This window comes from Halosolutus halophilus (genome assembly GCF_022869805.1).
Taxonomy (GTDB): domain Archaea; phylum Halobacteriota; class Halobacteria; order Halobacteriales; family Natrialbaceae; genus Halosolutus; species Halosolutus halophilus.
The window spans coordinates 3,900,012-3,924,846 of the sequence record NZ_CP094974.1 but is presented as its reverse complement, the minus strand read 5'-3'; the positions used below and the strand labels follow the sequence as shown (position 1 = coordinate 3,924,846).

The 24,835-nt window shown below is 66.2% G+C and carries 26 protein-coding genes; 11 read left to right on the top strand and 15 right to left on the bottom strand.

Translation table 11 applies throughout. From position 1 onward, the window contains the following. The first annotated feature begins 97 nt into the window (after nucleotides 1–97). Nucleotides 98–1,546 carry a sulfatase family protein gene (locus MUG98_RS19335; RefSeq protein ID WP_265109055.1) on the top strand — a complete coding sequence of 483 codons (1,449 nt, stop codon included), beginning with the start codon at nucleotides 98–100 and terminating at the stop codon, nucleotides 1,544–1,546. Between the two features lie 122 nt (nucleotides 1,547–1,668). Then, nucleotides 1,669–2,112 (top strand): hypothetical protein, encoded by a 444-nt coding sequence (locus MUG98_RS19330; RefSeq protein ID WP_265109054.1) that lies wholly within the window; start codon nucleotides 1,669–1,671, stop codon nucleotides 2,110–2,112. A gap of 10 nt (nucleotides 2,113–2,122) precedes the next feature. Here the strand turns inward: MUG98_RS19330 and MUG98_RS19325 are convergent, their stop codons facing one another. The 4 genes from MUG98_RS19325 to MUG98_RS19310 all read right to left on the bottom strand — a co-directional run bounded on the left by MUG98_RS19325 (nucleotide 2,123) and on the right by MUG98_RS19310 (nucleotide 5,146). Then, the gene (locus tag MUG98_RS19325) at nucleotides 2,123–2,542 is read right to left on the bottom strand and encodes a desampylase (RefSeq protein WP_265109053.1); all 420 of its coding nucleotides are present in this window, start codon (nucleotides 2,540–2,542) and stop codon (nucleotides 2,123–2,125) included. A gap of 4 nt (nucleotides 2,543–2,546) precedes the next feature. Beyond that, the gene (locus tag MUG98_RS19320; protein WP_265109052.1) at nucleotides 2,547–3,587 is read right to left on the bottom strand and encodes a cobalamin-binding protein; all 1,041 of its coding nucleotides are present in this window, start codon (nucleotides 3,585–3,587) and stop codon (nucleotides 2,547–2,549) included. An 85-nt stretch (nucleotides 3,588–3,672) separates the two neighbouring features. Further along, complete coding sequence (locus MUG98_RS19315) at nucleotides 3,673–4,275, bottom strand: hypothetical protein (protein WP_265109051.1); 603 nt, start codon at nucleotides 4,273–4,275, stop codon at nucleotides 3,673–3,675. A gap of 124 nt (nucleotides 4,276–4,399) precedes the next feature. Further along, nucleotides 4,400–5,146 (bottom strand): SDR family oxidoreductase, encoded by a 747-nt coding sequence (locus MUG98_RS19310; protein ID WP_265109050.1) that lies wholly within the window; start codon nucleotides 5,144–5,146, stop codon nucleotides 4,400–4,402. Between the two features lie 173 nt (nucleotides 5,147–5,319). On the opposite strand from MUG98_RS19310, the gene MUG98_RS19305 reads away from it, so the two are divergent. Together MUG98_RS19305 and MUG98_RS19300 are read left to right on the top strand one after the other, a co-directional pair. After that, a complete protein-coding gene (locus MUG98_RS19305) occupies nucleotides 5,320–5,997 on the top strand; it encodes an AzlC family ABC transporter permease (RefSeq protein WP_265109049.1) in 678 nt (225 codons plus the stop codon). Beyond that, nucleotides 5,994–6,332 carry an AzlD domain-containing protein gene (locus tag MUG98_RS19300; RefSeq protein ID WP_265109048.1) on the top strand — a complete coding sequence of 113 codons (339 nt, stop codon included), beginning with the start codon at nucleotides 5,994–5,996 and terminating at the stop codon, nucleotides 6,330–6,332. The genes MUG98_RS19305 and MUG98_RS19300 overlap by 4 nt, the downstream gene beginning before the upstream one ends. Before the next feature lie 121 nt (nucleotides 6,333–6,453). Here MUG98_RS19300 and MUG98_RS19295 read toward each other — a convergent pair whose 3' ends face one another. Continuing rightward, a complete protein-coding gene (locus tag MUG98_RS19295; protein ID WP_265109047.1) occupies nucleotides 6,454–7,980 on the bottom strand; it encodes a carboxypeptidase M32 in 1,527 nt (508 codons plus the stop codon). Nucleotides 7,981–8,216: 236 nt separating this feature from the next. Between MUG98_RS19295 and MUG98_RS19290 the strand changes: the two genes are divergently transcribed. Both MUG98_RS19290 and MUG98_RS19285 read left to right on the top strand, forming a co-directional pair. Continuing rightward, nucleotides 8,217–8,576, top strand: coding sequence for a hypothetical protein (locus tag MUG98_RS19290; RefSeq protein WP_265109046.1), 360 nt, complete (start codon nucleotides 8,217–8,219; stop codon nucleotides 8,574–8,576). A 61-nt stretch (nucleotides 8,577–8,637) separates the two neighbouring features. Then, nucleotides 8,638–8,826, top strand: coding sequence for a hypothetical protein (locus MUG98_RS19285; RefSeq protein ID WP_265109045.1), 189 nt, complete (start codon nucleotides 8,638–8,640; stop codon nucleotides 8,824–8,826). A 153-nt stretch (nucleotides 8,827–8,979) separates the two neighbouring features. Here the strand turns inward: MUG98_RS19285 and MUG98_RS19280 are convergent, their stop codons facing one another. Further along, complete coding sequence (locus MUG98_RS19280; RefSeq protein WP_265109044.1) at nucleotides 8,980–10,113, bottom strand: M20 family metallopeptidase; 1,134 nt, start codon at nucleotides 10,111–10,113, stop codon at nucleotides 8,980–8,982. Between the two features lie 73 nt (nucleotides 10,114–10,186). Beyond that, nucleotides 10,187–11,836, bottom strand: coding sequence for a globin-coupled sensor protein (locus tag MUG98_RS19275; RefSeq protein WP_265109043.1), 1,650 nt, complete (start codon nucleotides 11,834–11,836; stop codon nucleotides 10,187–10,189). 160 nt (nucleotides 11,837–11,996) lie between these two features. Here MUG98_RS19275 and MUG98_RS19270 point away from each other — a divergent pair, with 160 nt between their 5' ends. Beyond that, the gene (locus tag MUG98_RS19270; protein WP_265109042.1) at nucleotides 11,997–13,880 is read left to right on the top strand and encodes a PINc/VapC family ATPase; all 1,884 of its coding nucleotides are present in this window, start codon (nucleotides 11,997–11,999) and stop codon (nucleotides 13,878–13,880) included. Between the two features lie 56 nt (nucleotides 13,881–13,936). Here the strand turns inward: MUG98_RS19270 and MUG98_RS19265 are convergent, their stop codons facing one another. The 4 genes from MUG98_RS19265 to MUG98_RS19250 all read right to left on the bottom strand — a co-directional run bounded on the left by MUG98_RS19265 (nucleotide 13,937) and on the right by MUG98_RS19250 (nucleotide 17,641). Further along, nucleotides 13,937–15,001: a Brp/Blh family beta-carotene 15,15'-dioxygenase gene (locus tag MUG98_RS19265; protein ID WP_265109041.1), complete on the bottom strand. Its 1,065-nt coding sequence runs from the start codon at nucleotides 14,999–15,001 to the stop codon at nucleotides 13,937–13,939. Further along, complete coding sequence (locus MUG98_RS19260; RefSeq protein ID WP_265109040.1) at nucleotides 14,991–15,773, bottom strand: lycopene cyclase domain-containing protein; 783 nt, start codon at nucleotides 15,771–15,773, stop codon at nucleotides 14,991–14,993. Before MUG98_RS19260 ends, MUG98_RS19265 begins: the two co-directional genes overlap by 11 nt. 153 nt (nucleotides 15,774–15,926) lie before the next feature. Beyond that, entirely contained in the window at nucleotides 15,927–16,802 is an 876-nt protein-coding gene (locus tag MUG98_RS19255; RefSeq protein WP_265109039.1) for a bacteriorhodopsin, read from the bottom strand. 167 nt (nucleotides 16,803–16,969) lie between these two features. Next, complete coding sequence (locus tag MUG98_RS19250) at nucleotides 16,970–17,641, bottom strand: bacteriorhodopsin (RefSeq protein WP_265112490.1); 672 nt, start codon at nucleotides 17,639–17,641, stop codon at nucleotides 16,970–16,972. Nucleotides 17,642–17,861: 220 nt separating this feature from the next. Here MUG98_RS19250 and MUG98_RS19245 point away from each other — a divergent pair, with 220 nt between their 5' ends. Both MUG98_RS19245 and MUG98_RS19240 read left to right on the top strand, forming a co-directional pair. After that, the gene (locus MUG98_RS19245; RefSeq protein WP_265109038.1) at nucleotides 17,862–18,470 is read left to right on the top strand and encodes a hypothetical protein; all 609 of its coding nucleotides are present in this window, start codon (nucleotides 17,862–17,864) and stop codon (nucleotides 18,468–18,470) included. Nucleotides 18,471–18,644: 174 nt separating this feature from the next. Continuing rightward, nucleotides 18,645–19,559, top strand: a complete 915-nt coding sequence (locus tag MUG98_RS19240) for an NAD+ synthase (RefSeq protein WP_265109037.1) — start codon at nucleotides 18,645–18,647, stop codon at nucleotides 19,557–19,559. A 71-nt stretch (nucleotides 19,560–19,630) separates the two neighbouring features. On the opposite strand, the gene MUG98_RS19235 is transcribed toward MUG98_RS19240, so the two are convergent. The 3 genes from MUG98_RS19235 to MUG98_RS19225 all read right to left on the bottom strand — a co-directional run bounded on the left by MUG98_RS19235 (nucleotide 19,631) and on the right by MUG98_RS19225 (nucleotide 22,172). After that, entirely contained in the window at nucleotides 19,631–20,035 is a 405-nt protein-coding gene (locus MUG98_RS19235) for a hypothetical protein (protein WP_265109036.1), read from the bottom strand. A 48-nt stretch (nucleotides 20,036–20,083) separates the two neighbouring features. Continuing rightward, a complete protein-coding gene (locus MUG98_RS19230; protein ID WP_265109035.1) occupies nucleotides 20,084–20,377 on the bottom strand; it encodes a winged helix-turn-helix transcriptional regulator in 294 nt (97 codons plus the stop codon). Nucleotides 20,378–20,561: 184 nt separating this feature from the next. Continuing rightward, nucleotides 20,562–22,172, bottom strand: coding sequence for a long-chain-fatty-acid--CoA ligase (locus tag MUG98_RS19225; RefSeq protein ID WP_265109034.1), 1,611 nt, complete (start codon nucleotides 22,170–22,172; stop codon nucleotides 20,562–20,564). Nucleotides 22,173–22,462: 290 nt separating this feature from the next. Between MUG98_RS19225 and MUG98_RS19220 the strand changes: the two genes are divergently transcribed. Together MUG98_RS19220 and MUG98_RS19215 are read left to right on the top strand one after the other, a co-directional pair. Continuing rightward, nucleotides 22,463–22,780 (top strand): EMC6-like membrane protein, encoded by a 318-nt coding sequence (locus MUG98_RS19220; RefSeq protein ID WP_265109033.1) that lies wholly within the window; start codon nucleotides 22,463–22,465, stop codon nucleotides 22,778–22,780. A 1-nt stretch (nucleotide 22,781) separates the two neighbouring features. After that, nucleotides 22,782–24,596, top strand: a complete 1,815-nt coding sequence (locus tag MUG98_RS19215) for a ribosome biogenesis/translation initiation ATPase RLI (RefSeq protein ID WP_265109032.1) — start codon at nucleotides 22,782–22,784, stop codon at nucleotides 24,594–24,596. On the opposite strand, the gene MUG98_RS19210 is transcribed toward MUG98_RS19215, so the two are convergent. Continuing rightward, a complete protein-coding gene (locus MUG98_RS19210; protein WP_265109031.1) occupies nucleotides 24,584–24,793 on the bottom strand; it encodes a hypothetical protein in 210 nt (69 codons plus the stop codon). The genes MUG98_RS19215 and MUG98_RS19210 overlap by 13 nt on opposite strands. Nucleotides 24,794–24,835 lie beyond the last annotated feature (42 nt).

Genomic DNA, 24,835 nt, shown 5'->3' with positions numbered 1-24,835 from the left:
TGCGCCGGTTCATATGTCGCGCGTATTTGTTCTCGCCGGAGCCCTGGAGCGGCCGGGCCGGGCCAGCATTAACTATCGGGCCAGTGTACGGCATCCGATGGTCGACACGCCGAACGTCCTGCTCGTCCTCACCGATCAGGAGCGCTACGATTGCAGTGCACCGGACGGGCCGCCGGTCGAGACGCCGACGATGGATCGCCTCGCGAGCGAGGGGATGCGATTCGAGCGCGCGTGCACGCCGATCAGCATCTGTACGAGCGCTCGCGCGTCGCTGCTGACCGGGCAGTTCCCGCACGGACACGGGATGCTCAACAACAGTCACGAGGCCGACGCGATCCGGGCGAACCTGCCGTCCGTGATCCCGACCTTCTCGGAGGCGCTCGCGACGAGCGATAGCGGCTACGAACTCACGTACACGGGCAAGTGGCACGTCGGCAACGATCAGACGCCCGAGGATTTCGGCTTCTCCTACCTCGGGGGAAGCGACGTCCACCACGACGACATCGACGACGCGTTTCGCGAGTACCGCGAGGAGCGCGGAACGCCGATCGACGAGGTGGAGTTCGAGGAGGCGGTCTACACCGGCGGCGGCGAAGGCACCTTCGTCGCCGCGAAAGCCCCGATCGACGTCGAGGACACCCGCGCGTACTTCCTCGCCGAGCGGACGATCGACGCGATCGAGGCCCACGCGACCGACGGTCGGGACGGTCACTTCTTCCACCGGGCGGACTTCTACGGCCCACACCACCCCTACGTGATCCCCGAGCCGTACGCCTCGATGTACGACCCCGACGCGATCGAGCCGCCGGAGAGCTACGCGGAGACGTTCGACGGGAAGCCCCAGGTCCACGAGAACTTCGTCGACTACCGCGGCGTCAGGGGGTTCGACTGGGACATCTGGGCCGAAGTGATCGCGAAGTACTGGGGGTTCGTGACGCTGATCGACGACCAGCTAGAGCGGATCCTCGACGCCCTCGAAGAACACGGCCTGACCGACGACACCGCGGTGATCCACACGTCCGATCACGGCGACTTCGTCGGCGGCCACCGCCAGTTCAACAAGGGGCCGCTGATGTACGACGACACCTACCGCATCCCGCTGCAGGTGCGCTGGCCGGGCGCCACCGAGCCGGGATCGGTCTGCGAGTACCCCGTCCACCTGCACGATCTCGCGCCCACCATCCTCGAGATGGCCGACGTCTCGATCCCGGAGTCGTTCCACAGCCGCAGTCTCGTTCCGCTGCTCAGGGGCGACGACCCGGACGGCCGGCCCGACTCGACCTTCGCACAGTACCACGGCGAGGAGTTCGGCCTCTACACCCAGCGAATGGTCCGTACGGACCGATACAAGTACGTCTACAACGGCCCCGATATCGACGAACTGTACGACCTCGAGCGCGATCCCGCCGAACTCCAGAACCTGATCGACCACCCCGAGTACGCCGACGCTCGATCGGCGATGCGGAAGCGACTGATCGAGTGGATGCACGAGACGGACGATCCCAACCGCGGCTGGGTGCCGGACGCGTTGCAGGAACCGTCGTGACGCGATCGGGAGATTGCCTCCGGTCGGAAACGGGGCCGCGGACCGGAAGCGTACGTTTACGGTGCCGAAGCGGGTACCGTCCCACACATGATCGCCGACACCGACGGGACGGAGGGCGTCCGATGACGGGGGACAGTTCGAGCGAGCGAGCGGCCGCCCTTCGCGAGGAGGCGGCCGAGTACGAGGACCTGGCCGACGCGCTCGAGGACCTGGTCGTGGAACTTCGCGACGAACCGATCCCGGAGTCGCGACTCGAAGGGTTGTTCGACGAGGCGAGCACGAGCAACCCGGACATCTGGAACACCGTGACGGCGTTCATCGACGTCGAGGACGGCGACGCGATCGTCACGGACGAGTCGAAACTGGCACAGGGAAGCTGGGCACCCGAAATCGTCGAGGGCTGTGACACGATGGTCACGCTCGACATCGAGTACGGGATGATGCCCGACGACTTCAAGTACCGCGTCGGGAAGAAGCTGAGCCAGCAGATCGAGGAGTTCCGCGACCAGGCGGCCGAGGCGCGAGCGAAGGCATCCGAACTGGAGGAGAAAGCGGACGACGTCTGAGGCCGTCCCGTTACTCGATCGGAACTCGTTCTCGCTCGAACCGGTCGTCGATACCGTCCGCCCGCCAGCGCCACGAGCCGACTTCGAACGGCTCCAGCGAGACGATCACGTACGATCGATCGGGCCACGTGGCCCGCGCTTCGTCGGTCGCGCTCGGACGCGGCGGGCCGCGGGGGTGGGAGTGATAGAAGCCGACGATTTCCTCGTCGCGGTCCTCGAGGCGCTCGAAGATCGCGAGTTGCTCCTCGGGGTCGATCCGGTAGCGCGTCCGGGGTCGATCGGCGACGTTTGCCGCGGGATACTGCGATCGAACGCGGCTCCGGCCGTCGGGGTCGTACTCCCCGCCGAGAACGCCACAGATCTCGTCGGGGCGCCCCTCGCGGGCGCGTTCGACGATCGCGTCGCGAATCGCCGTCGGGAGAACGATCACGGGTTCAGTCGACCTCGGCTCGCGAGTTGCTCGCGGTGTCAGCGTCGCCAGTCTCCGCGGTATCGGCGATCCCCGTTCCGATCGACTCGAGGTCGTCGAACGGGACCGCGACGTCCCGGTCCGGCGCGCCGAACCGATCGGGTCGGACCATTCCTGCGATGGCCTCGAGCGTGTCCACGAGCCGCGGACCGGGCCGATTGAGGTAGTGGTGGCCGTCGAGCGCCCAGACACGCCCGTCCCGTACGGCCGCGAGATCGGTCCACCCCTCGCGATCGGTGAGGTCGCTCCGGTTCGCGGCGATCTGGTCGAGCCCGAACCCGCAGGGGGCGACGATCACGACCTCGGGATCGTACTCGCGAATATCGTCCCACTCCCGCGGGCGAGAGCGCTCGCCGACGTCGGCCAATCCGTACTCGCCACCCGCCCAGTCGACGAGTTCGGCCGTCCAGTGGCCCGCGATCATCACGGGATCGGTCCAGTCGAAGATCGCTACTCGCGGGCGTTCGCCGGCGTCGATGTCTGCCGTACGCTCCCGGACAGCGTCGATGCGCTCCTCGAGTTCCAGTCGGACCTCTCGAGCGCGATCTTCGCGGCCGGTCGCCCGGCCGATCCGATCGAGGTCGTCGAGCACGTCCGCGACGGAGTGGGGATCGGTGGTGACGACCTCGGGATCCGCGTCGTCGTCGGACTCCGTCCGACTGCTCGAGGCGCGTCGCGCCTCGTTGATTTGCTCGATCGCGTTCGCGACGACGATCTCGTCGACCGCACAGACGTCGCACATTCCCTGCGTGACGATCAGGTCCGGATCGAGATCGTCGAGCGTCTCGACGTCGACGTCGTAGACGCCGTCCTCGGTCTCTGCCGTTTCGAGTACCTGCCGATCGATCTCGGCGCTCGAGGCGTCGGCGTCGATTCGCGATCGGGTAATCGACGGGAGCGACTCGACGCCGGGGGGATAGTCGCACTCGTGGGAGACGCCGACGGGTTCGATGCCGAGCGCGGCGACGGTCTCGGTCGCCGAGGGGAGCGTCGTGACGATTCGCATACCGGTGGTAGGGACGCCGAGACCAAAAACAGCGGCGTCCCGGCGGTCGACGTCAGGGCGCAAGGTCGGGCCTCGAGGCGAAGCGTCAATCGTCGTCGGCAGGACGAGATTCGTCGTCGTCGCCGGCTGAACCGAGTCCGACGTCATCGTCGGTCGCGTCCGCGTCCGCACCGGGGTTCCCGTCCTCGATCTCGATCTCGGTCACCGATCGGGAGCCGATACCGGCGTCCGAACCGACGCTTTTGGCGGGTTCCTCGACGTCGAACTCGTCGGTCCCGAGTTCCTCGCCGTCCGCGGTGACCGATCCCTCGTCGATCTCGATGACGACGCCGTCGTGGTTCGGTTCGCGGCCGACGAGCTGGTTCGTCGCCATCTCGACCTCCCGGTTGACCGCCCAGACGAACCGGAGGACTGACTCGAGTTCGGTACCAACCTGTCGGACGGTCCGATCGGCCGACAGTTCGCCGAGGCTCCGGGCACCCTCGGGGTGGAGGTACTGGATCGGGTGGTCGTTCGGCACCTCCCGCAGGTCGACGTCGAACGACCAGAGGTACGGCAGCAGTTGCACCGCGTACCCCTGCGGTTTCGGTGCGCGCCGCCCCGCGGCGGTCAGGGCGATATTCACGGCGGGCGATTCCGCGTCGGTGTCGAAGTACAGGCCGTCGAAGCCCGGGATCGAGACTCGCATACGCGAACGGTCGGACTCGCCGCGGGTGAGTCCACAGTCGGCATGTTCAGCCTCGTTTTATACGAGCGATTCGCGTTCGTCGATCCCGGATCGACCGCTCCCCCTGGAAACCGATCGTGAGCACTCAGAACGTGTCGACGAACTTGTCCCGCCGGTAGAGGTCGAGTTCGCTCACGCTCGCCCCCTCGCGCGAGGCGGCGAAGACGATCGCGTCGGCGATTTCCTCGGGTTCGGTGGCCTCGTTCGGGTCGAAGGCCTCGGCGAACGTCGTCCCGTCCGCGGTCTCGAACTCCGTTCGAACCTCGGACGGATTGACGACCGTGACGCCGACGCCGTCGCCGCCGACCTGCGCGGCGACGCTCTTGGCGAAGCCCCGGACCCACCACTTCGAGGCGGCGTAGACGGGGTTGAACGATCGGGGGTACTGGCCGGCGAAGCTCCCGACGAAGATCAGGTGGCCCGACCGCTCCCGAACGTGTGGAATCGCCGCCCGCGTGGCGTAGAAGACGCCGTCGACGTTGGTCTCCTGCATCGTCTCGAACTGCTCGGTCGTCAGTTCGGCGACGTCGGTCCCGCGGGAGAGGCCGGCGTTGTTCACGAGCACGTCGATGCCGCCGAAGGTCTCGACCGTCTCGGCGATCAGGTCGTCGACGGCGGCCTCGTCGCGGACGTTCGTCGGGACGACCAGCGTCTCGGCGTCGTGGGTCGTCTCGAGTTCGTCGGCGAGTTCCGCCAGTCGGTCCTCGCTGCGGGCCGCGAGGACGACGTTCGCGCCCCTGTCTGCGAGCGCGCGACAGGTCGCCGCGCCGATACCGGAACTCGCGCCGGTAACGATCGCCGTTCGCTCATCGAGTCGGTTTTCCGATGCCATGTGGCGGTCATCTCCGGCCAGGACATTGGGTGCTTCGAAGAAGCGACGCCACGACGTGTTCGTCCGGTTCGACTCGAACTGCGACGCCGTCGTGGCACTGCGCCGGCGTGGTGGAGATTCTCGCGCGACCGCCAGTTCGATACCGTTTTGATGCGAGTAGCGTGAGCGTCGGTATGAACGAGGATCTTCGGTCGGGCGTACTCGACGCGCTCCCGCTTCAGCTCGGGATCGTTCCGTTCGCCCTCGTTACCGGAATCGCGGCCGCCGACGTCGGCATGACGCCGGCGCAGGCGGTCGGAATGTCGGCCATCGTGTTCGCGGGGGCGTCCCAGCTGGCCGCGATCGAACTGCTCGGCGCGAACGCGCCGCTGGCGGTCGTCGTCGCGACTGCGGTCGTGATCAATCTGCGGATGCTGATGTACTCGGCGTCGATCGCACCGCACTTCCGAACGTACCGCCGTCGGACTCGCGCGTACCTCGCCTACCTGCTCACCGATCAGGCGTACGCGATGTCGATCGCCGAGTACGCCGACGATCGCGACCGTGACAGGCGGTCGTACTATCTGGGAGTCGCCGCGAGTATCTGGCTGGTCTGGATCGTCGGCACGGCCCTCGGGGTCGTCGTCGGCGCCGGCGTTCCCGAGTCGTGGGGGCTCTCCTTTGCCGTCCCGCTGGTCTTTCTCGCACTCCTGGTTCCGGCGATGAAAGACCGCCCTCGGACCGTCGCCGCGATCGCTGGCGGCGCAGTTGCCATCGTCGCCGCGGACGTTCCGTTCAATCTCGGGCTGCTGGTCGGCGCACTGGCGGGGATCGCAGCCGGGTTGCTCTCGGCGAGGGGCGTCGATCGATGATCGACCGCGGTCCCGTCGCAATCTGGGGCGTCATCGTCGCGATCGGCGTCGCGACGTTCGCCGTTCGATTCTCCTTCATCTACCTGTTCGGACGGATCAGCGAGATGCCGACGCGCCTCCAGAAGCTGCTCCGATTCGTTCCGGCGGCGGTGCTCGCAGCACTCGTCGCACCCGCACTCGTCACGCTCGGCCCGACCGTCCAGGCGACGCTCCTCGACGAGCACCTGCTCGCTGGCGCGGTCGCCGCCGCGGTCGCGTGGCGGACGGAGAACGTCTTCGCAACGATCGCCACCGGGATGATCGCACTGTGGGTGCTGCGATTCCTCGTCCTCTGAGTCCGACGATTCGGTCTGCGATCGACCCGGGACGGAACGGCGATCGAATCGCAGGTCTGAGCCGTCGCGTGTCGGATCGCCGCGAACGATCGCCGCACTCGTTCGGCGGGAGGCGGCCGATTCAGTAGCCGCCGAGGTCGTACAGGTCGCCGTACTTCGACCGGACGTAGTCGAGGAAGTAATCCGCCGTGAATTCCTCGCCGGTCGCCCGCTCGATCAGGTCGGGGGTGGTGTACTGTTTGCCGTGCTGGTGGACGTTCTCGCGGAGCCAGCCGTTCAATTCGTTGAAGTCACCCTCGCGGACGGCGTCGTCGAGGTCGCCGAGATCGTCTTCGGCGGCGGCGTACAGTTGCGCCGCGAGGACGGAGCCGAGCGAGTAGGTCGGGAAGTAGCCAAAGGAGCCGTGCGACCAGTGGATGTCCTGCAGACAGCCCTCGGCGTCGGTCTCCGGACGGACGCCGAGGTACTCCTCGTACTTGTCGTTCCACGTTTCGGGAACGTCTTCGACGTCGAGGTCGCCCGAGATGAGCGCGCGTTCGATCTCGAACCGGATCACGATGTGGAGGTGGTAGGTGAGTTCGTCCGCCTCGACGCGAATGAGGTTGTCGTCGTAGACCTGGTTCGCGGCCTCGTAGGCCTCCTCGGGGGAGACGTCCTCGAGTTCCGGGAACCGATCGCGGGCGATCGGCAGGAAGTGGTCCCAGAAGGGACGCGATCGGCCGACGTGGTTCTCCCAGAGGCGGGACTGTGATTCGTGGACGGAGAGGTCGCGCGCCTCGCCGAGCGGGGTGCCGTAGCCCTCGTCGGGGAGCCCGAGCGTGTAGTTGGCGTGGCCGAACTCGTGGATCGTGGAGGTGATCGACCCGAGCAGGTCGTCCTCCTCGAAGCGGGTCGTCACGCGGGCGTCGAACTGGGTGCCGGAGGAGAACGGGTGCGGGGCGGTGTCGAGGCGGCCGCGATCCCAGTCGTAGCCGAGCGAGTCGAGGACGTCGCGGGCGAGCGCCTCCTGATCGTCGTCCTCGAATTCGCCCGCGAACGCATCGGTCGCCAGGTCCGCGTCGCTGTCGTCGATCGCGTCGATCAGCGGGACGAGTTCGTCGCGCAGCCGTTCGAGCACCCGTTCGGCCGTCTCGAGGTCGAGGTACGGCTCGTACTCGGCGAAGAGCACGGCGTAGGGATCGGCGTCGGGATCGATGTGGTTCGCGTACTCCCGCTTGAGTTCGACCAGTTTCTCGAGGGTGGGCGCGAAGTGGTCGAAGTCGTCCTCTTCCCTGGCCTGCTTCCACGTCGGGTGGGCGTTCGCGGTCGTCGCGGAGATTTCCTCGACGAGTTCCCCCGGGACGCTGGTCTCCCGATCGTACTGTCGGCGAACCTCACGGACGACCGCGGCCCGATCGTCTTCGAGGTCGCTCCCCTCCAGTTCGTCGAGCAGATCCCCGGTCTCGTCCGCGGTCAGGAGGTCGTGGCTGAGCGAGGACAGCGTCGAGAGTTGTTGTGCCCGTGCGGGCGTCCCCTCGTCGGGCATTACGACCTCCTGATCCCACCGCAGGATGCCGGCGGCGTTGCCGACGTTCGAGATGCGGGTGACCCGCTCTTCGAACCGTTCGTACGTATCGTCCGTCTCCTGTGAGGCCTGATCTGTCGCCATCGAGACCTACTTGCCGAGGCAATGGTATCAACGTCGTGGTCCCCGTTCCGCCCTGCCGTAACGGCACGGATCGCTTCCCGTCCTCTCGGAACGACTCGACTACCGAATCGCGTGACCGTCCAGCTACCGATTCGTTCACGCGCTCGCGGGCGGCCACGGCGAGAGAGAATACTCTGAAGTGGGCGTAGAACGTGCAAGCCGTGACCTGTTCGCTCGGACTGACGTGTTTTCGAGATATGGTAGTCGCATCATCAGTCATCGTGTTCTTCGTCAGCCTGCTCATCGGCGCGCTCGGCATCTACGTCGGTGCGCGAGTGATCGTCGGCGCGGGCAATTACGATCACGCCATCGTCACCGCCCTGATCGGAGCGATCGTCTGGGCGGTCGTCGGCTTCTTCGTCGGCTGGATCCCGCTTCTGGGGCCGTTGCTCGCCCTGCTGGCGTACATCGCCGTGATCAACGTCCGGTATCCGGGCGACTGGACCGCCGCTGCGATGATCGGCCTCGTCGCGTGGGTTACCGTCCTGATCGGCCTGTACGCCCTCGCTGCGGTCGGGATCACCGGGTTCGAAGCGGTCGGCATCCCCGGCGTCTGACCGGCTTCACCACGGGTCCGGACACACACCGTTAACCGCCTCGACGGACAAGACACGGCAAATGGGATTCTTCGAGGACCTCGGGCGAAAGGTCGGCCAGTTCACCCAGGAAGCGAAACGGACCGCGGCCGAGGAGGCACCGTACGCCTGCGAGGACTGCGGGGAGCGGTTCTACGCGGACCAGGCGGAGTGCCCGCAGTGCGGGAGCGAGAACGTGACGGAACGCGAGGCGCGATCGGACTGCGAGTGAAGCGAGGGCGGATTCCGAGACGAATTCTTCCATTTCGTTTCTCTGCTCCTGAAACTGCGCTCGCTCCTCCTCGATCTCCGCTCGAACGGTGACGGGGCCGGTTCCGTGGATTGTACTGTCTTTTTCACTATCCCCTGTCCAGTATCCGAACGGTTACCGGAGCCAGCCCTCGGCCGCCCGTCGGTAGATCTCGGTACAGCGCTCGAGGACGTCGATCGAGACGCTCTCGTCGTCGGTGTGGGCCTCGCCGGGTTCCGCCGGCCCGCAGACGACACACTCCGTCCCGGCCCGGGCGAGCCAGCCGGCGTCGGTCGCGTGCGGTTTCGTCACGAGTTCGGGTGCGCCGGACTGGGCGGCGTCGGCCGCGTCGAGGACCGTCTCGGCGAAGGCTTCGTCCCCACACCGCATCGGCGGCAGGTCCTGTTCGACGGTCCACTCGACGCCAGGGAGTTCCTCGACCCGTTCGATCGGGGCGCGTTCGCCGGGAACCGTCCGCTCGTCGACCGTGATCGCACAGCGATCGGGGACGACGTTCCACGCGGTCCCACCCTCGATTTCGGTGACGACGACGCTACCCGTGATCGTCTCGCCGGCGACCTCCATCGAGGGCGGTTCCAGATCTCGGATCAGGTCGACGGCGTCCGTCGCGCGGTAGATCGCGTTCTCGCCGGCCTCGGCCTCGCTGGCGTGAGCGGATTCGCCGCTGGCGGTGATCGTACTCCCCCGACGGCCCTTGTGGACGACGGCGACGTCGGTGACGCCGGGCGCGGAGTACCCCGTCGAGCCTTCCCCGACGATCGCGTAGTCGGGCGCGAACCCCTGCTCGATCGCGTGGCGTGCGCCGACGCCGCCGACTTCCTCGCCGACGAAACTCGCGAAGACGAGTTCTCCGGCCGGATCGGCGTCGCCGAACTCCGGCCGGTGCTCCGAGGTGCCGGGGACCTCGCTGTCTCGAAAGGCGATCATGGCCGCCGCGACGGCCCCCTTCATGTCCGCGGTCCCGCGACCGTAGAGCCGACCGTCGCGTTCCTCGACGACGTACTCGCCGCTATCGTCGCCAGCGTCGGTCACCTGCGAGTCCGCCGGCGCGACGACGTCGTGGTGGCCGACCAGTGCCAGCGTCTCCCCGCCGGTTCCCTCGCGTGCGATCACGTTACCGACCTCGTCCCGCCGCACGTCGGCGTCGGTCTCCCGGCGGAGCCAGGTTTCGATTCGATCGCCAGCCCCGGTCTCGTCCTCGTGGCTCGGGATCGAAACGAGTTCGCGCGTCAGATCGACGATCGTCATGCGGGCGTCTTCGGAGGCCAGGGAGTTGAGACCACCGGCGGCGGCACCGTCCCGCACGCGCAAGCGGCGCCTCTCACTGCACCTTCTCGTACACCGGCGTTCGATCGGGATCGTCGTCGCTCGTCAGCCGATCCACGCTCTCGCCGACGTCCTGCAGGCTCGCGGTCTGTTCCTGGCTGGCCGCGGCGACCGACTCGGCTGCGCCGGCCACCTGATCGGCCGTCTCGGAGAGTTCGGCGATCGAATCCGCGATCGACTCGACGCTGCGTGCCTGCTGGTCCGTCGCCGCCGCGACGTCGTCCATGCCGGTCGCCGTCGACCGGGCCGACTCGTGGATCGCCTCGAGCGAGTCGACCGTGTCGCGAATCCGTTCGGTTCCGGTGTCGACCCGCGCGACCGTTTCGTCTGCCGTCTCGATCGTGGCTGCAGCGTCAGCCCTGACCGATTCGACGGTATCTTCGATCGCCCGGAGGTCGGACTGGGTCTGCTCGGCGAACGACCCGACCTCGTTCGCGATGACCTCGAGCGCGCTGGTCGCCTCGGACCCGCTCGGGTCGCGGGACGCCTCGATCCTGGCGTTCTTCGCGAGCATCGACGTTCGTTTGGCGAGGTCGTCCAGCCGATCGACGATCCCGTCGATCTCGTCGGTGCGGTCCTCGAGCGACGAGACCGCCGACGAGACGTCGTCGACGGCCGTTTCGATCGTCTCGAGTTCCGCGAGCGCCTCGTCGGCCGCGTCGACCCCGTCGGCGGCGAGGCGCTCGGTGCGCTGGCTCTCGGCGTGAACCTCGTCGGCGATGCTCGCGACCGCGTCGATCGCAGCGCTCGCCTCGCCGACCTCGCTCGCCGCCCGATCGATCGACGCAGCCTGGGTCGCCGCGTGCGTGCTGATCGTCTCGGCACGCTGTGCGACGACCGCGCTCGCCTCGCGCAGTTCGTCGATCGGCTCCTGGACGTCGGCTTCGACGTCACGTGCGAGCCGTTCGCGGCGCTCGATCGAATCCTCGAGGCGCTGGGCGTAGGAGTCGAGGTACGTGTCGGTGGCGACCTGCAGGTCGAGGTTGAGGATCCGCAACAGCGCGAGGACGTCCATCATCCCGTCGTCGATCGCTTCCCGGATCGTCTCCTCGAACGACTCGTCGAGACCGCCCCCGTCGTCGCGTTCGCTCTCGCCGAGGCCCAGTGCGCCGACGAGCCGATCGAGACCGTCGTCGCGCTCGGTCTCGCGGTCCGCAGCCCACTCTTCGATCGCAGCGACGACCTGGTCCTGGACGCGCTCGTTCAGCCGCGACATGATGAGGTCGTAGTAGACGCCGTACTGCCCGACGTAGTGTTTCAGGGGCATGTCGAGCAACTCGTGGAGTTTGCCGATCCGGGCCCGGTTCTCGAAATACGCCCGGTCGTAGTCGCCGGTCGCGAGCGAGACGAGATAGGCCTGCTGGGTCCGTTTGAGGGCATCGACGCCCTTCGGCGATCGATCGATGATCTCGCGGGTCTCCTCGTACTGGAGGAGATTCTCGTAGAAGTCGTCGGCGATCGCCGTCCGATTCTCCCGCAGGAGTTCCTCGAGGTCGGAGAGACGGCGTTCGTCCTCCCGATCGAAGCCGATAAACTCCTTTCGCCGGGCGATCTCGTCCTCGTCGAGTCCGATGTCCTCGACGAGTTCGTCGACGTCGAGATACGGGTTCAGTCCGCCACGACCGAACGACACGTCGGAGTCCATGCACGAAAGCGTTCGGCTCCGGTGTTAAGCTTCGCCGTCACTTCCCACCGGACTGGAACGTCACGAAGTTCCGAAAGGTACCGGAAACAGCGACGATCCGCGGGGCAAGTCGCTCTCCGCGGGTGAACACCCTTATGAGCGTACGTGACCGAGTTCGGGTATGCACGTCGTGCCGGATACGAGCGTGGTCATCGACGGCCGCGTCTCGGCGACGATCGAAGACGGGCAGTTCGAGGGAGCGACGATTTCGGTGCCGGAAGCCGTCGTCGCGGAACTCGAAGCGCAGGCCAACGACGGAATCGAGACCGGCTGGGACGGGTTAGAAGAGCTCCAGCGGCTCGCCGACCTCGCCGACGAGGGCGTCGTCGACCTCGAGTACGTCGGCGAGCGGCCCAGCGCGATCGAGCGCGGCCACGCCTCCGAGGGCGAGATCGACGCGCTCATCCGCGACATCGCAGAGGATCTCGAGGCCACGTTCATCACCAGCGACGTCGTCCAGGCCGAGGTCGCCCGGGCGAAGGGCCTCGACGTCGAGCACATCTCCCCCGAGTCCAGGGACGTCGGTACGCTGTCCGTCGAGGAATTCTTCGACGACCAGACGATGAGCGTCCACCTCAAGACGGACACGGTGCCGATGGCCAAGCGCGGCGAACTCGGCGAGATGCGCTACGAACCGATCGCCGACGAACCGACCGACGAGGAACAGATGGACGAGTGGGCTCGCGAGGTCGTCGACGGCGCGAAGGAGGCCCCGGGCGGCTTCATCGAGCTTTCGGAACCGGGCATGAAGATCGTCCAGTTCCGGGACTACCGGATCGCGATCGGCCGCCCGCCGTTCGCGGACGGCATCGAGATCACGGCCGTGCGGCCGATCGCCCAGACCGACATCGAGGACTACGAGCACGCCGACGAACTCAAGGAACGACTCCTCGAGCGCCAGCGCGGCGTCCTCATCTCGGGGTCGCCCGGTGCGGGGAAGTCGACGCTCGCCCAGGCGGTCGCGCGCTACCTCAACGACCACGAGTACGCGGTCAAGACGATGGAGAAACCGCGCGACCTGCAGGTCGGCCCCGAGATCACCCAGTACACCGAACTGGGCGGCGAGATGGAGAAAACCGCGGACGCGCTGTTGATGGTCCGGCCCGACTACACCATCTACGACGAGGTCCGCAAGACCAACGACTTCGAGGTCTTCGCGGACATGCGTCTCGCGGGCGTCGGCATGATCGGCGTCGTCCACGCGACCCGGCCGATCGACGCCCTTCAGCGACTCATCGGTCGCGTCGAACTGGGGATGATCCCCCAGATCGTCGACACCGTCGTCTACGTCGAGACCGGCAAGATTGCGAAGGTATACGACGTCAAGACGGAAGTCAAGGTCCCGGCGGGGCTGACCGAGGAGGACCTCGCCCGGCCGGTCATCCTCGTCACGGACTTCCAGACCGGCGAACCCGAGTACGAGATCTACACGTTCAACCGGCAGGTCGTCACCGTTCCCCTCACTGACGAGGAGGGCAGTCCCGCCAGCGAGTCCGGCGTCGATCGCATCGCCAAACAGGAGATCGAACGCGAGATCCGATCGGTCGCGCGGGGCTACGTCGACGTCCAGCTCAAGAGCCAGGACACGGCCGTCGTCTACGTCGAGGAGGACGACATCTCGAGCGTCATCGGCAAGGGCGGCGGTCGCATTACCGACATCGAGAACCGGCTCGGGATCGACATCGACGTCCGGACCCACGACGAGAACCCGAACTACGGCGCGGGCGCTGGCGGCGCTGGCGGAGGCAGCGCGAACGGCGGCGGTACCAGCGGGGCCAGTGGAACCGGCCAGATGGTCCAGCCCGAGATCACCTCCCGCCACATCGTCATCCCCGTCGACGGGAACCACGGCGAGACCGTCGAGGTACAGGCCGCCGGCGACTACCTCTTCACCGCGACGGTGAGCCGCGGCGGCGAAATTCAGGTGTCTCGGGGCAGCGCGATCGCCGACGAGCTAGAGCAGGCGATCGATCGGAAGGACCCGATCACGGTCGTGCCCTCGTAGGTACTCCTACCGCGAGCGTTCGATGCTCGACTCTCGGGTCGGGTTCGGGCCGAGCCCTATGGCGACCAGATCCGCTGTTCTCGATCCAGTAGCGTCACGACGACGACGTGCGGGAGCGTCAGCACGGCCATCGTCACCAGATAGACCGCGAGGACGTCAGCGACGGACGCGGGAGTCCGCGGGACGGAGATGCCGATACCCACGAGTACGATCAGTCCGCCCGCAGTCAGCGGGGCGGCGTCACGGGCGAACTGCCGCCACGCGGTCCCGATTCCCCCTCGTTCGAGCGCCGCACCGGCGACGGGGTCGACGAGCATCGTTCGAAGGCTGTGCCGGAGGGCGTGCCAGAAGCAGAAGTAGAGGCCGATCGCGAGGATCGGTGGCACGACCGCGAAGTACGCGACGAGGCCGATCGTCTCGGTCAGATCGACCAGCCACGGGCCACGGCCATCCGGCCCCGATCGGACGAAGCCGAGGAGCAATGCGAGCGCGATCGCAGCACCGAAACCGATCGCGACGGCCGTCCGGACCGGCGGAGTGAACGCTGGCTCGAGCGCAGCCGCCGCGTCGGGGTCGAACAGCCCGACGAGCGTCTCGGCGACGAAGGCGTACTGCGCCGGAAACGCGAACAGCGGGACGAGCATCGGGATTCCACCCCGGACGACGAGGGCGAGGAGTCGGCCGAGTCTCGCCTCGAGGTGCTCGGCGCCGACGAGTGCGAGCAGGGCGTAGACGTCTCCCTGTCCCCAGTGGACGACCGTAACGAAGATGAACAGGACGAACGCGGCGGCGGGGGCGAGAAACCAGACGACGGCGTACGCGGTGCCGACGAGCAGATAGAGGAGGCCGACGAACGCGAGCGAGCGGGCGGTGACGGGGTCGCCCCGAGCCCTCGGCAACACGAGGTGATCGACGGCCCCGTGGGGCAACCCGAGGACGACGACGCTGAGTGCCAGCGGAACGTACTGGTAGGCGAGCGGCGGCGAGCCAGCGACGGCCGTAATACAGATCGCGACGACGATGGGAAGCAGGCCGAAGCCGAGGCTCAGGCGGGCGGCCCGCCGTCGGCCCGCGGCACCTGCGCGGGTGGCACCGCTGCGAGGGATCGTGTCACCGGTCATCGGAACTCGCGGCGAATCGGGCCACCACCCCGGAGAGGGACGGGTGTTCGTGGACGCGATCGAGCAGCCACATGTACATGACGATTCCCTGAACGATGAAGGCGTTGGTTACGAGAAAGAACAGCGCCTCCTCGGCGGGGAGGCCCAGCAGCGTGTATCCGATCGTGTGCCCATCCGAGATGACCCAGATGCCGAGTTCGATCGCGATCCGGTCGACGATCCAGAGGTAGATCGTCGGGACGGCGATAGCGACCACTACCGGTCGACGAACGGTCCAGAGGTACGTGAGGCCGAATCCCCACTGGACGGCGAGGACCGGACCGGCCCAGAGCAACAGCCACCCGAGGTAGTACGTCGAGGTGTCGCCGGTCAACGACCATCCGACGCCGGCGATCGAGAGGCCGCCTGCGATGCCGACCAGCCGATGTGCGAGGGGGATCGCCAGCGACCGATCGGCAGTTGCTGGCACCTGAAACAACCAGAACGCGGTCAGTGTCGGCTGGAGGACGAAGAAGAGGTACTCCTCGATCGGAGTGTGCCAGACGGTCGCGACGACCGCCCCCTCGCCGTACCACCAGACGCCCTCGGGGATCAGGTGATTCGTCAACGGCGTCGTGTAGACGAGGGCGAGGCCGATCATGATTCCGAGTCCGGAGAGCGGTCGAACGCCCCGCCAGGCCCGATCGCGTCGGAGCGTGAGCCAGCCCAGAGCCAGGATCGGCGGCAGGACGAAGGCCAGGTGAACACCGGCGTACGTGAGTGGAACGGTCATGAGCGTGTGCCGTCGGTTCTGCCCGGAACGGGGGTCCCGTGACCGGGCTAGGGCCAGCGCCGGCAAAGCCCCGAATCCAAACTGGTTAGGGACGATCGGGACACGAGGCCGCAGGTCGGCACCAGTACGAGCGCTGGACCGGGACCGGTTCGGTCAGTCGTCCGTCGACGCGAGCCCTGGCATGGTGGCACCGTAGTCCGCACCACCGGTGATCGAATCCGGTTCGTCGACGACGTAGAACATGGCGAGGAACGTCACGACGTACTTCGTGATAACGTCGAGGATGCTGTAGCCCCACGAGGTGATCGCGACGTCCAGGATCGCGAACCCTTCGACGCCGAGCGCCCAGAGGATCGGGTAGCCGAACCAGCCGACGACGGTGAGGAGTTTGAGCGTCCGGAACAGGTCCGTCGTTCCCGCCCGCTCGGCCTCCGCGGTCCAGTCGACGAGGATGACGTACACGATCACGAGGAAGAAGATCGACCCCAGGACGAACCACCACCAGCGCAGCACCAGCGAGGACGTCGTCAGGGCGGCCGCCAGGCCGGTGACACACATCGCGATCGTGAACGCACAGGTCGTGAGGATCTTCGGCCAGTTCGACCCGGCGATCATCCCGAGCGCGATCAGGATGAACGGCGTGGAAAAGGTCCACGTGAGGTACCGACCCCACATCACCAGCACGCCGTCCTGGCCGGCCGTCGTCGCACCCGCCGCCGGGTGGCCCGCCGGCATCTCGACGACGCCCAGCGTCAGCCCCGACGTGAGTCCGGTGTAACTCGAGATCGAAACGACCGAGATCAGCATCAGCGCGGTCGCGATCGCCTTCGATCGCGGATCGGTGAGGTTCCGTCCGAGATAGGCGATTCCGAGGATCGTGAGTCCGGCGAGGACGATGTTGACGACGAACGACAGCGCGAGTACGGTGTTGTCACCACTGAAGACGTACTCGAACAGTTCCGCGTCGGTCGGGCCGTTTTGGAGGACGTGAGTTCGTACGCCGAACGCGAACGCGGCTAGTGACTGCATGCGTACAGGTTACTTCAGCATCATTACACATAAACGGGTGTCCGTGCCGATACAGATACTCACGGGCGTTGAGCGATCAGCGATCGGTGAGAGCCGCGGTGGCGACGAGAGACGAGCGAGACGCGGCGTCGCACTCGATCGGGTTCGAGCGAGCGATGCGGAATTCGTCACGCGGCCGCGGCGGACGGCGTGACGGCCCGTTTCAGGACGGAGCGGCTCCGGAGCAGGACCACCCCGAAGCCGACCTTCGCCGAGAGGTCGAGCACCATGAACGCGGCCGTCTCCCAGTACAGCGGGAGGATGCCGAACGTCCCTTCGGTGCCGAGGATCCAGACCACTGGGTAGAGGAGCCACAGCACGATGACCAGGTTGCGAAGGGTGCCGAACAGCGACGCGGCCTCAGGAGACCGGTCGCGCGCGTTCTTCGAGAGGGTCCCGACGAGGACGTACAGCAACGCGAGCAGGGCGCCGGTGCTGATACCCCACCACGCGATCCGGGTGCCGGGGGTCGCCGCGAACGTCGCGATCGCGCCGGTCCCGATCATGAAGACGTCCAGACCGATCAGCGTCGCGATCGTGTTTCGGTTCGCGCCGGCCAGCAGCGAGAGGTCGAGCAACAGGAGCGGTGTCGTGAAGAGCCAGTCGGCGTACCGCGCCCAGTAGATCGTGAGCGCCTCGTCGCCGACCATCACCTCGGTGACGCCAAAGCCCGTCGCCATCGCGAAATACATCGCCGCGGCGATCGTCGTGATGAAGATCGTGACGATGTAGAACTCCTGCATCTTCGGGTCGCGAACGCCGCGCCCCTGACCGATGAAGTACAGGGTTCCGAGGGTCATTCCGATCGTTCCGATCCACAGCCACAGGGATTCTGGACCGACTGCTACGGTCATACCCGAAGGTAGCGACGTACAAAATATACCGGTTAACCCTAACGAAGATAACCACCAGTCAGGAGTGTATGTCCGGAATTTTGACTCCGGACGCGAAACCGGAGTGTATATTTCGATGCCCCGTGTTCGGCCACCTGACCCGACGGCCGATCACGCTTTCGAACCGATGACCTCGACTGACCCGGACGATCCGATCGCGGACGCACTCCTCGGCGAGTCGACGTACGAACGACTTCGAGTGGAGCGATACGCGCTGATCAAGCCACGGATTCCGCAAAAGCTCGTCTACCAGAGCGGTCTGTTACTCGCGCTCGCGCTCGTCGTGCCGATCACCGCCACCTATCCGTCTTCGGTACGAGCAGCCTTCCCGGGCGGCGAGCCACTGTGGGCGTCGCCGCTCGTCCTCTGGGTCGGCGTGTGCGCCGGCGGGATCCAGCTGGGAACCGCGACGTGTCTCGTCGCGGTGGCGATCGCTCGCCGGAGCCGCGAACCACAGCTCTCGGAGTCACAGGCGCACACGTTACTGAACGTCGAGGACGTCGCGTCGATGTTCGGGCTGGCGACCGGGGGGTTCGCCATCTTGCTCACGGTCGGATTCTTCTTGCTCGGCCACGTCGGCAGCGAGACGTTCGAAGCGGTCATCGTGGCCGCCCCGCGAAACCCGTACGGACAGACTGGCGTCTCGGTCCCCGTGATCGCAGTCGGCACGGCAGCGGCGATCAGTTCCGGCGTCGTCTACCTGCTCAGCCGGCATCTCGCGTCGAAGTCGGCCTGAAAACGCGGACCTGGCGAGGTCGCTCGAGCACCCACCGCTTCGCGAGTCCGGACGTTGAGGTATCGATCGGCGATCGTTTCACCAGAATGGATACGACCTATATTTGTTTAAGGAAAACGCACTTATGGGGACACACGTTTCGATATATCGTGAAATGGTTGTGGTCTGGATCACATGACTGCCGATATCGTTACGAACGATCGTCTGCGCACTGCCGCCGAGGATCGGGCACGAACCGGGTCGTTCATCACGGGCAAGGCGGAACTCGAGGCGGTTCGACGGTCGATCCGATCGGATATCCGTGACATCGTTTCGGACGCGGACGCGACCGGCGTCATCGTCGCGATGAGCGGCGGAATCGACTCGACCGTGACGACCGTACTGGCCGTCGAGGCGCTCGGCGGCGATCGCGTCCTCGGACTCGGACTGCCCTGTCACAAGGCCGACGAGGCCGGTACCAGCGAGGCCCGGACCATCGCGGACGGACTGGGCATCGAGTTCAGCGAGATCCAGTTGCGACCGCTGCTCGAGGCCTTCGAGGAGACGGCCGCGAGGGACCTCGAGTCTCCGGTGGCGAGAGTGGAGAGCGATCGACCGCACGAGCGCAACTACGCGATCGGGAACGTCGTCGCTCGATTGCGGATGTGCTGTGCGTACTACGCGGCGAACCGCCGGTCCCGCCTGGTGCTCGGCACCGCGAACCGATCGGAGTTGCTGCTCGGCTACTTCACCAAGTACGGCGACGGCGCGGCCGACGCCTACCCGATCGGCGATCTGTACAAGACGGAGGTCCGGGCGCTCGCGAAACGGCTCGGCGTGCCGCGACGGATCGTCAGCAAGGAACCGACCGCCGGCTTCTGGGCCGACCAGACCGACGCGGAGGAACTCGGTGCGAGCTACGAGGTCATCGACCCCCTGTTGCGCCGACTCGTCGACGAGGGTGCGTCGATCGAGGCGGCGGCCGACGCGGGCGGGATCGATCGCGGAACCGCTCGCGACGTCGCGTCGCTGTCCGCCGCGACCGCTCACAAGCGGGCGTTGCCACCGACGCCGGGGATCGCCGGTCGCACCAGCGATTCGGGCCCGTAGCAGCCCCGCGGGCCACTCGAACCGGGGACGCGCCCGGAACAGTTGACGGCGAACCGATCGCAGTCCAGTCGCTACCGGTCGGATTCCGTCCGGTACACCTCCGGGTTGCGCCACCAGAACAGCCCCCACGAGAGCAGGAACCCAGCGCCCATCGCGATGATGTCCCGCGCGAAGTCCCACAGGCCGAGGTCGACGATCACGACGAGCGCGATGGCCGAACCGAGCGCCGCACCGCTGACCACGAATAGCACGTCGCCGACGATGTGTTCCCGCGAATTGTCCCAGTAGTGTTGTCGGTCCTCGTCCTGCCAGACGCCCACGTAGATCAGGACCGGCGACATGGCGCTGATGATCGTGATCACCTGGTAGTCCTCCGGCAGCGGGAGCAGGAACACGTTGACCAGCGAGGCGACGGTCGACGCCATAATCAGCCCGAGTAGCAGCCAGCCCCACTGTGGTATCGTCTCCTTGTCCATGCACGGGGACGGTCACCGCGGGAAAATAATCCTGCCGTTTGGTCGACGTTACTCGGCGCAGCAGGCGTCTTTCTTCGGGGACTCCTCGACGCCGTTGCCGTCGGCCGCGACCGGTTCCTCGATCCGGTAGAGGCTCTGGCGGGCGTCCGCAAAGTAGATATCCTCGTCGACGATTCCGATTTCCTCCAGGCGTTCGAGTGCGTATCGCACTGTCCGGGCCGAGAGCATCGATTCCTCGACGATCTGTTTCTGCGTCAACGGACCGTCGTACTCGAGAACTTTGAAGACCAGTTTCGCGCTCGGTGGCAAGTCTTCGATTTCCTCCCCGTCGGTCTCTGCCATATTACGATTCGAAAGCACCCAGCAGTATAAAAGTTGAGCCTTACAGGGAGGGTAATCCAGGATAGGTTTCTATACCACTCCCGGCGAAAAATACACATCTGGCGTCTGAAGCGCGAATTATTGTCATATTTGACCACTCAGTCAGTCAGGGGCGGGAGACCCGACTCCCCGTCGGCAGCCCCGGTTATCCTTCGCCGATCATCCGATCTTCGTCCGCCCACTCCTGCTGGCGCAGTTCGTACTTCTGGGTCTTGCCGGTCGCCGTCTTCGGCAGTTCCTCGACGTACTCGATCCGGCGGACGACCTTGTAACTCGCGAGTCGATCGCGCGTGAACGCCGTCAGTTCGTCGGCCGCGACCGGGGGATCGTCAGGATCGCCGTTCGACGGCACGACGAACGCCTTGGGCGTCTCGCCCCACTCCTCGCTCGGGGCCGGGATCACCGCCGCGTCCGCGACCGCGTCGTGATCGAACAGGGTGTCCTCGAGTTCGATGCTCGAGATGTTCTCCCCGCCGGAGATGATGATGTCCTTCTTGCGATCGCGGAGCGCGATCATCCCGTTCTCGTCGACGGTCGCGAGGTCGCCCATGTGGTAGTAACCTTCGAGGCGATCGGAGAACGCCTCCTCGGTCTCCTCGGGTTTGTTCCAGTAGCGATCCATCACCTGGTTGCCGCGGACGACGACCTCGCCCAGGGTCTGGTCGTCCTGTGGAACGTCGTTCCCGTCCTCGTCGACGACGCGGACGTCGGTGCCGAGCACGCCCATTCCCTGGCGCTTCTTGATCTCGAAGCGGTTCTCGTCGTCGATGAGGCGCTTGGCGTCGGAGATCGTGATGAGCGGGCCGGTCTCGGTCGCCCCGTAGAGGTGCTTGAGGTACCAGCCGAACTCGTCCTCGACGGCCCGGATGGTCGCCTCCGGCGGCGCGCTTCCCGCAGTCGTCACCCGGACCCGATTATCGCCGCTCATCGAGGGCTCGTCGTTGTTTTCGTAGTAGTCGATCAACTGGTTGAGCACCGCTGGTGCGGCACAGAGGAAGGAGACGTCTTCCTCGCGGATCGACGAGACGACCTCGTCGGCGTTGACACCGCGCGTACAGACGTGGGTCGCACCCATCCCGGTCACCGCGTAGATGTGCCCCCAGCCGTTTACGTGGAACATCGGCAGCGTCCACAGGTAGATGTCGTCGTCGGTGATCTCGTGGTAGATCGACATCAGGTAGGCGTGGATCGTCTCCGTCCGGTGGGTGCGGCAGACGCCCTTCGGATCGCCGGTGGTCCCTGACGTGTAGTTGATCGTGATGATCTCGTCCTCGGCCATCTCGGGCCGATCGAAGTCGGTCCCGGCGTCTGCGAGCACATCGTCGAACTCCTCCCACGAGCCGTCGACGGCGTCGGCGTCGTTCGTGACGAACGTCTCCGTCGGCACGTCGTCGCGGATCGCCTCGATCTTCTCGGCGTACTCGTAGTCGGCGTAGATCGCGTCGACGCCGGCGTCCGCGAGAATGTACTCGTAGTCGTCGGGCGTGAGCCGGTAGTTCAGCGGCGTGAAGATCGCCCCGATCCCCATCGCGCCGTAGGCCGCTTCGAGGTGGTAGTGCGTGTTCGGATCGAGCACCGCGACTCGATCGCCCTTCTCGATCCCCCGCTCCTGGAGTGCCGCGGCGAACCGATCGGCGCGCTCGCCGAACTCGGCGTAGGTGAACCGCTCGCCGTCGGCGCCGACGATCGCGGTCTCGTCGGCGTAGTAGGTCCGTGCCTGGTCGAGAAAGTCGGTCACTACGAGTGGCGTTTCCATACGGATCCTTCAGAAACGACAATGATACACATTTCGATCTATCGCTCTCGCCCCCTGGCTTCGATCGCAGTGTGACAGCCAGCAGCACTTCCGCCGATCGTGTGCCAGCACCCGAACAGCGCTCGGACGCGGTGATCGGCCACCGAAGCCTTCGGCGTCGTCGAACGCTGGCAGTCGACGCCAGTGCCTGTCGAGCGGCGTGTTACTGCGGGGCGGTCGGAGTAGAACGGGGCTACGGGACTGATGCAGAATGCGAACGGCTTTTTACCGCCGATGACTGAGTTCGGTGCATGTCGACCGAATCGATCAGCGACCGACGCGAACACATCCGTTCGATCAGCGTGACGGCCCTCGCCGCGCTGATCGGCGTCGGCGCGGCCCTCGTCTCCGCGACCTGGATCGGGCTCTCCAGCGACGCGGCGACGGACACGCGGGCGCTGATGCTCATCGCAGGCGCGATCCTGGTACAGTTCCCGCTGCTCGGCGCGTCGGGGATCTACGACGAGGACGAAGTGGGTCCGAAACACTACCTCTTCGTCACGTTCATGACGTTCTCCATGTGGTTCGTGACGTGGGGAATCCTGCTCAGCGCGGGGGCAGGCAGCTGACATGGCCGACGACAGCATCGCCGTCGTAGATCTCGATCGGTGCCAGCCCGATCGGTGTAGCTACGAGTGCAAGAACTACTGCCCGCCGAACCGGACGGGCAAGGAGTGTATCACGCTCCGGGGCGAGGAGGCCGCCCAGGGCCAGCCCGACCAGGTCCACATCTCCGAAGAGATCTGTCTCGGCGAGAGCTGTGGCATCTGCGTCGAGAAGTGTCCCTTCGACGCGATCGAGATCATCAACCTCCCCCAGGAACTCCAGGACGATCCCGCCCACCGCTACGGCGAGAACGCGTTCTCGCTGTACGGACTTCCCGCACCACAGGAAGGGCAGGTCACGGGGATTCTGGGTCCGAACGGGATCGGGAAGACGACCGCCGTCCGTATCCTCGCCGGTGAACTCGAACCCAACCTCGGTCGTCACGAGGAGTCGCCGGGGTGGGACGAGGTCCTCGAAGCCTACCGCGGAACCGAACTGCAGGACTACATCGCCGACGTCCGCGACGGCGAGGTTACCGTCGCCCGGAAACCCCAGTACGTCGACCAGATTCCCGAGCAGTTCGACGGCAACACCCGTCAGCTGCTGGAGCGAACCGACGAGCGCGGTGCCCTCGACTCGATCGTCGAACGGCTCTCGATCGGTCCCGTCATGGAGCAGTCGATCGACGACCTCTCCGGCGGCGAACTCCAGCGCGTCGCGATCGCCGCGACGCTGGCCCGCGACACGGACTTCTACTTCCTCGACGAGGTCACGCCCTACCTCGACATCGGCCAGCGCGTGACCGCGGCGCGGCTGATCCGCGAACTCGCAGAGGACGAGGACAAGTCGATGCTCGTCGTCGAGCACGACCTCGCGATTCTCGACCTGCTCGCGGACACGCTCCACGTCGCCTACGGTGAACCCGGCGCGTACGGTGTTATCACGGCACCCAAGTCGGTCCGCAACGGGATCAACGAGTACCTCTCGGGCTACCTCGAGAACGAGAACATGCGGATCCGGCCGGACCCGATCGAATTCGAGGAACACGCGCCCCGGACCGCGACCCACGGCGACGTCCTCGTCGAGTATCCCGACCTCACCAAGAGCTACGGCGACGGCGAGTTCACGCTCGACGTCGACGGCGGCGAGATCCGCGAGAACGAAGTGCTGGGCATCGTCGGCCCCAACGGGATCGGGAAGTCGACGTTCGCGAAGCTGCTGACCGGCGATCTGGAGCCCACCGCGGGCGACGCCGATCTCGACCTCGAGATCTCCTACAAGCCCCAGTACGTCACGATCGATCAGCACATGCGGGTTGACGCCTTCCTCTCCTCGATCACGGACCAGTTCGGCTCCTCCTACTGGAACACCGAGATTGCCCAGCCCCTGCAGCTAGAGCGGATCATGGAACAGAACCTCTCCGATCTCTCCGGCGGGGAGCGCCAGCGGGTCGCGATCGCGGCCTGCCTCTCCGACTCCGCCGACCTCTACCTGCTCGACGAACCCTCCGCACACCTGGACGTCGAACAGCGGGTCCAGGCCACGAGCGCGATCCGGCGCTACGCCGAACAGCAGGATGCGACCGTCATGGTCATCGACCACGACATCTACACGATCGACCTGCTCGCCGATCGCTTGATGGTCTTCGACGGCGAACCTGCGGTCAACGGCCGCGCCAGCGCACCTCAGCCCATGCGCGACGGCATGAACGAATTCCTCGCGAACCTCGAGGTCACGTTCCGCCGCGACGAGCGCACCTCCCGGCCCCGGATCAACAAGCCCGAGTCGCAACTCGATCGAGAGCAGAAGCGCGAGGGCGAGTACTACTACGCGCCCTGAGTGCGGTCTCCATCCTCGTTCGGGTTCCGTTCCTCGAGAATCGTCTCGGGATCGACGACGTCGACTACTTCGGAACCCACCCGTGGTGGACCGGGCAGGCCGACGACGAGACGCCCGACGACGCGATTCTGTTGCTCGATCCGGACGCGATCGACCGCGGAATCGTCGGCACCGACCGTTGACGACATCCTGTCCATTGCTACCCACGATACTATCTGCGGGTCTATTGTGGCTCCAAT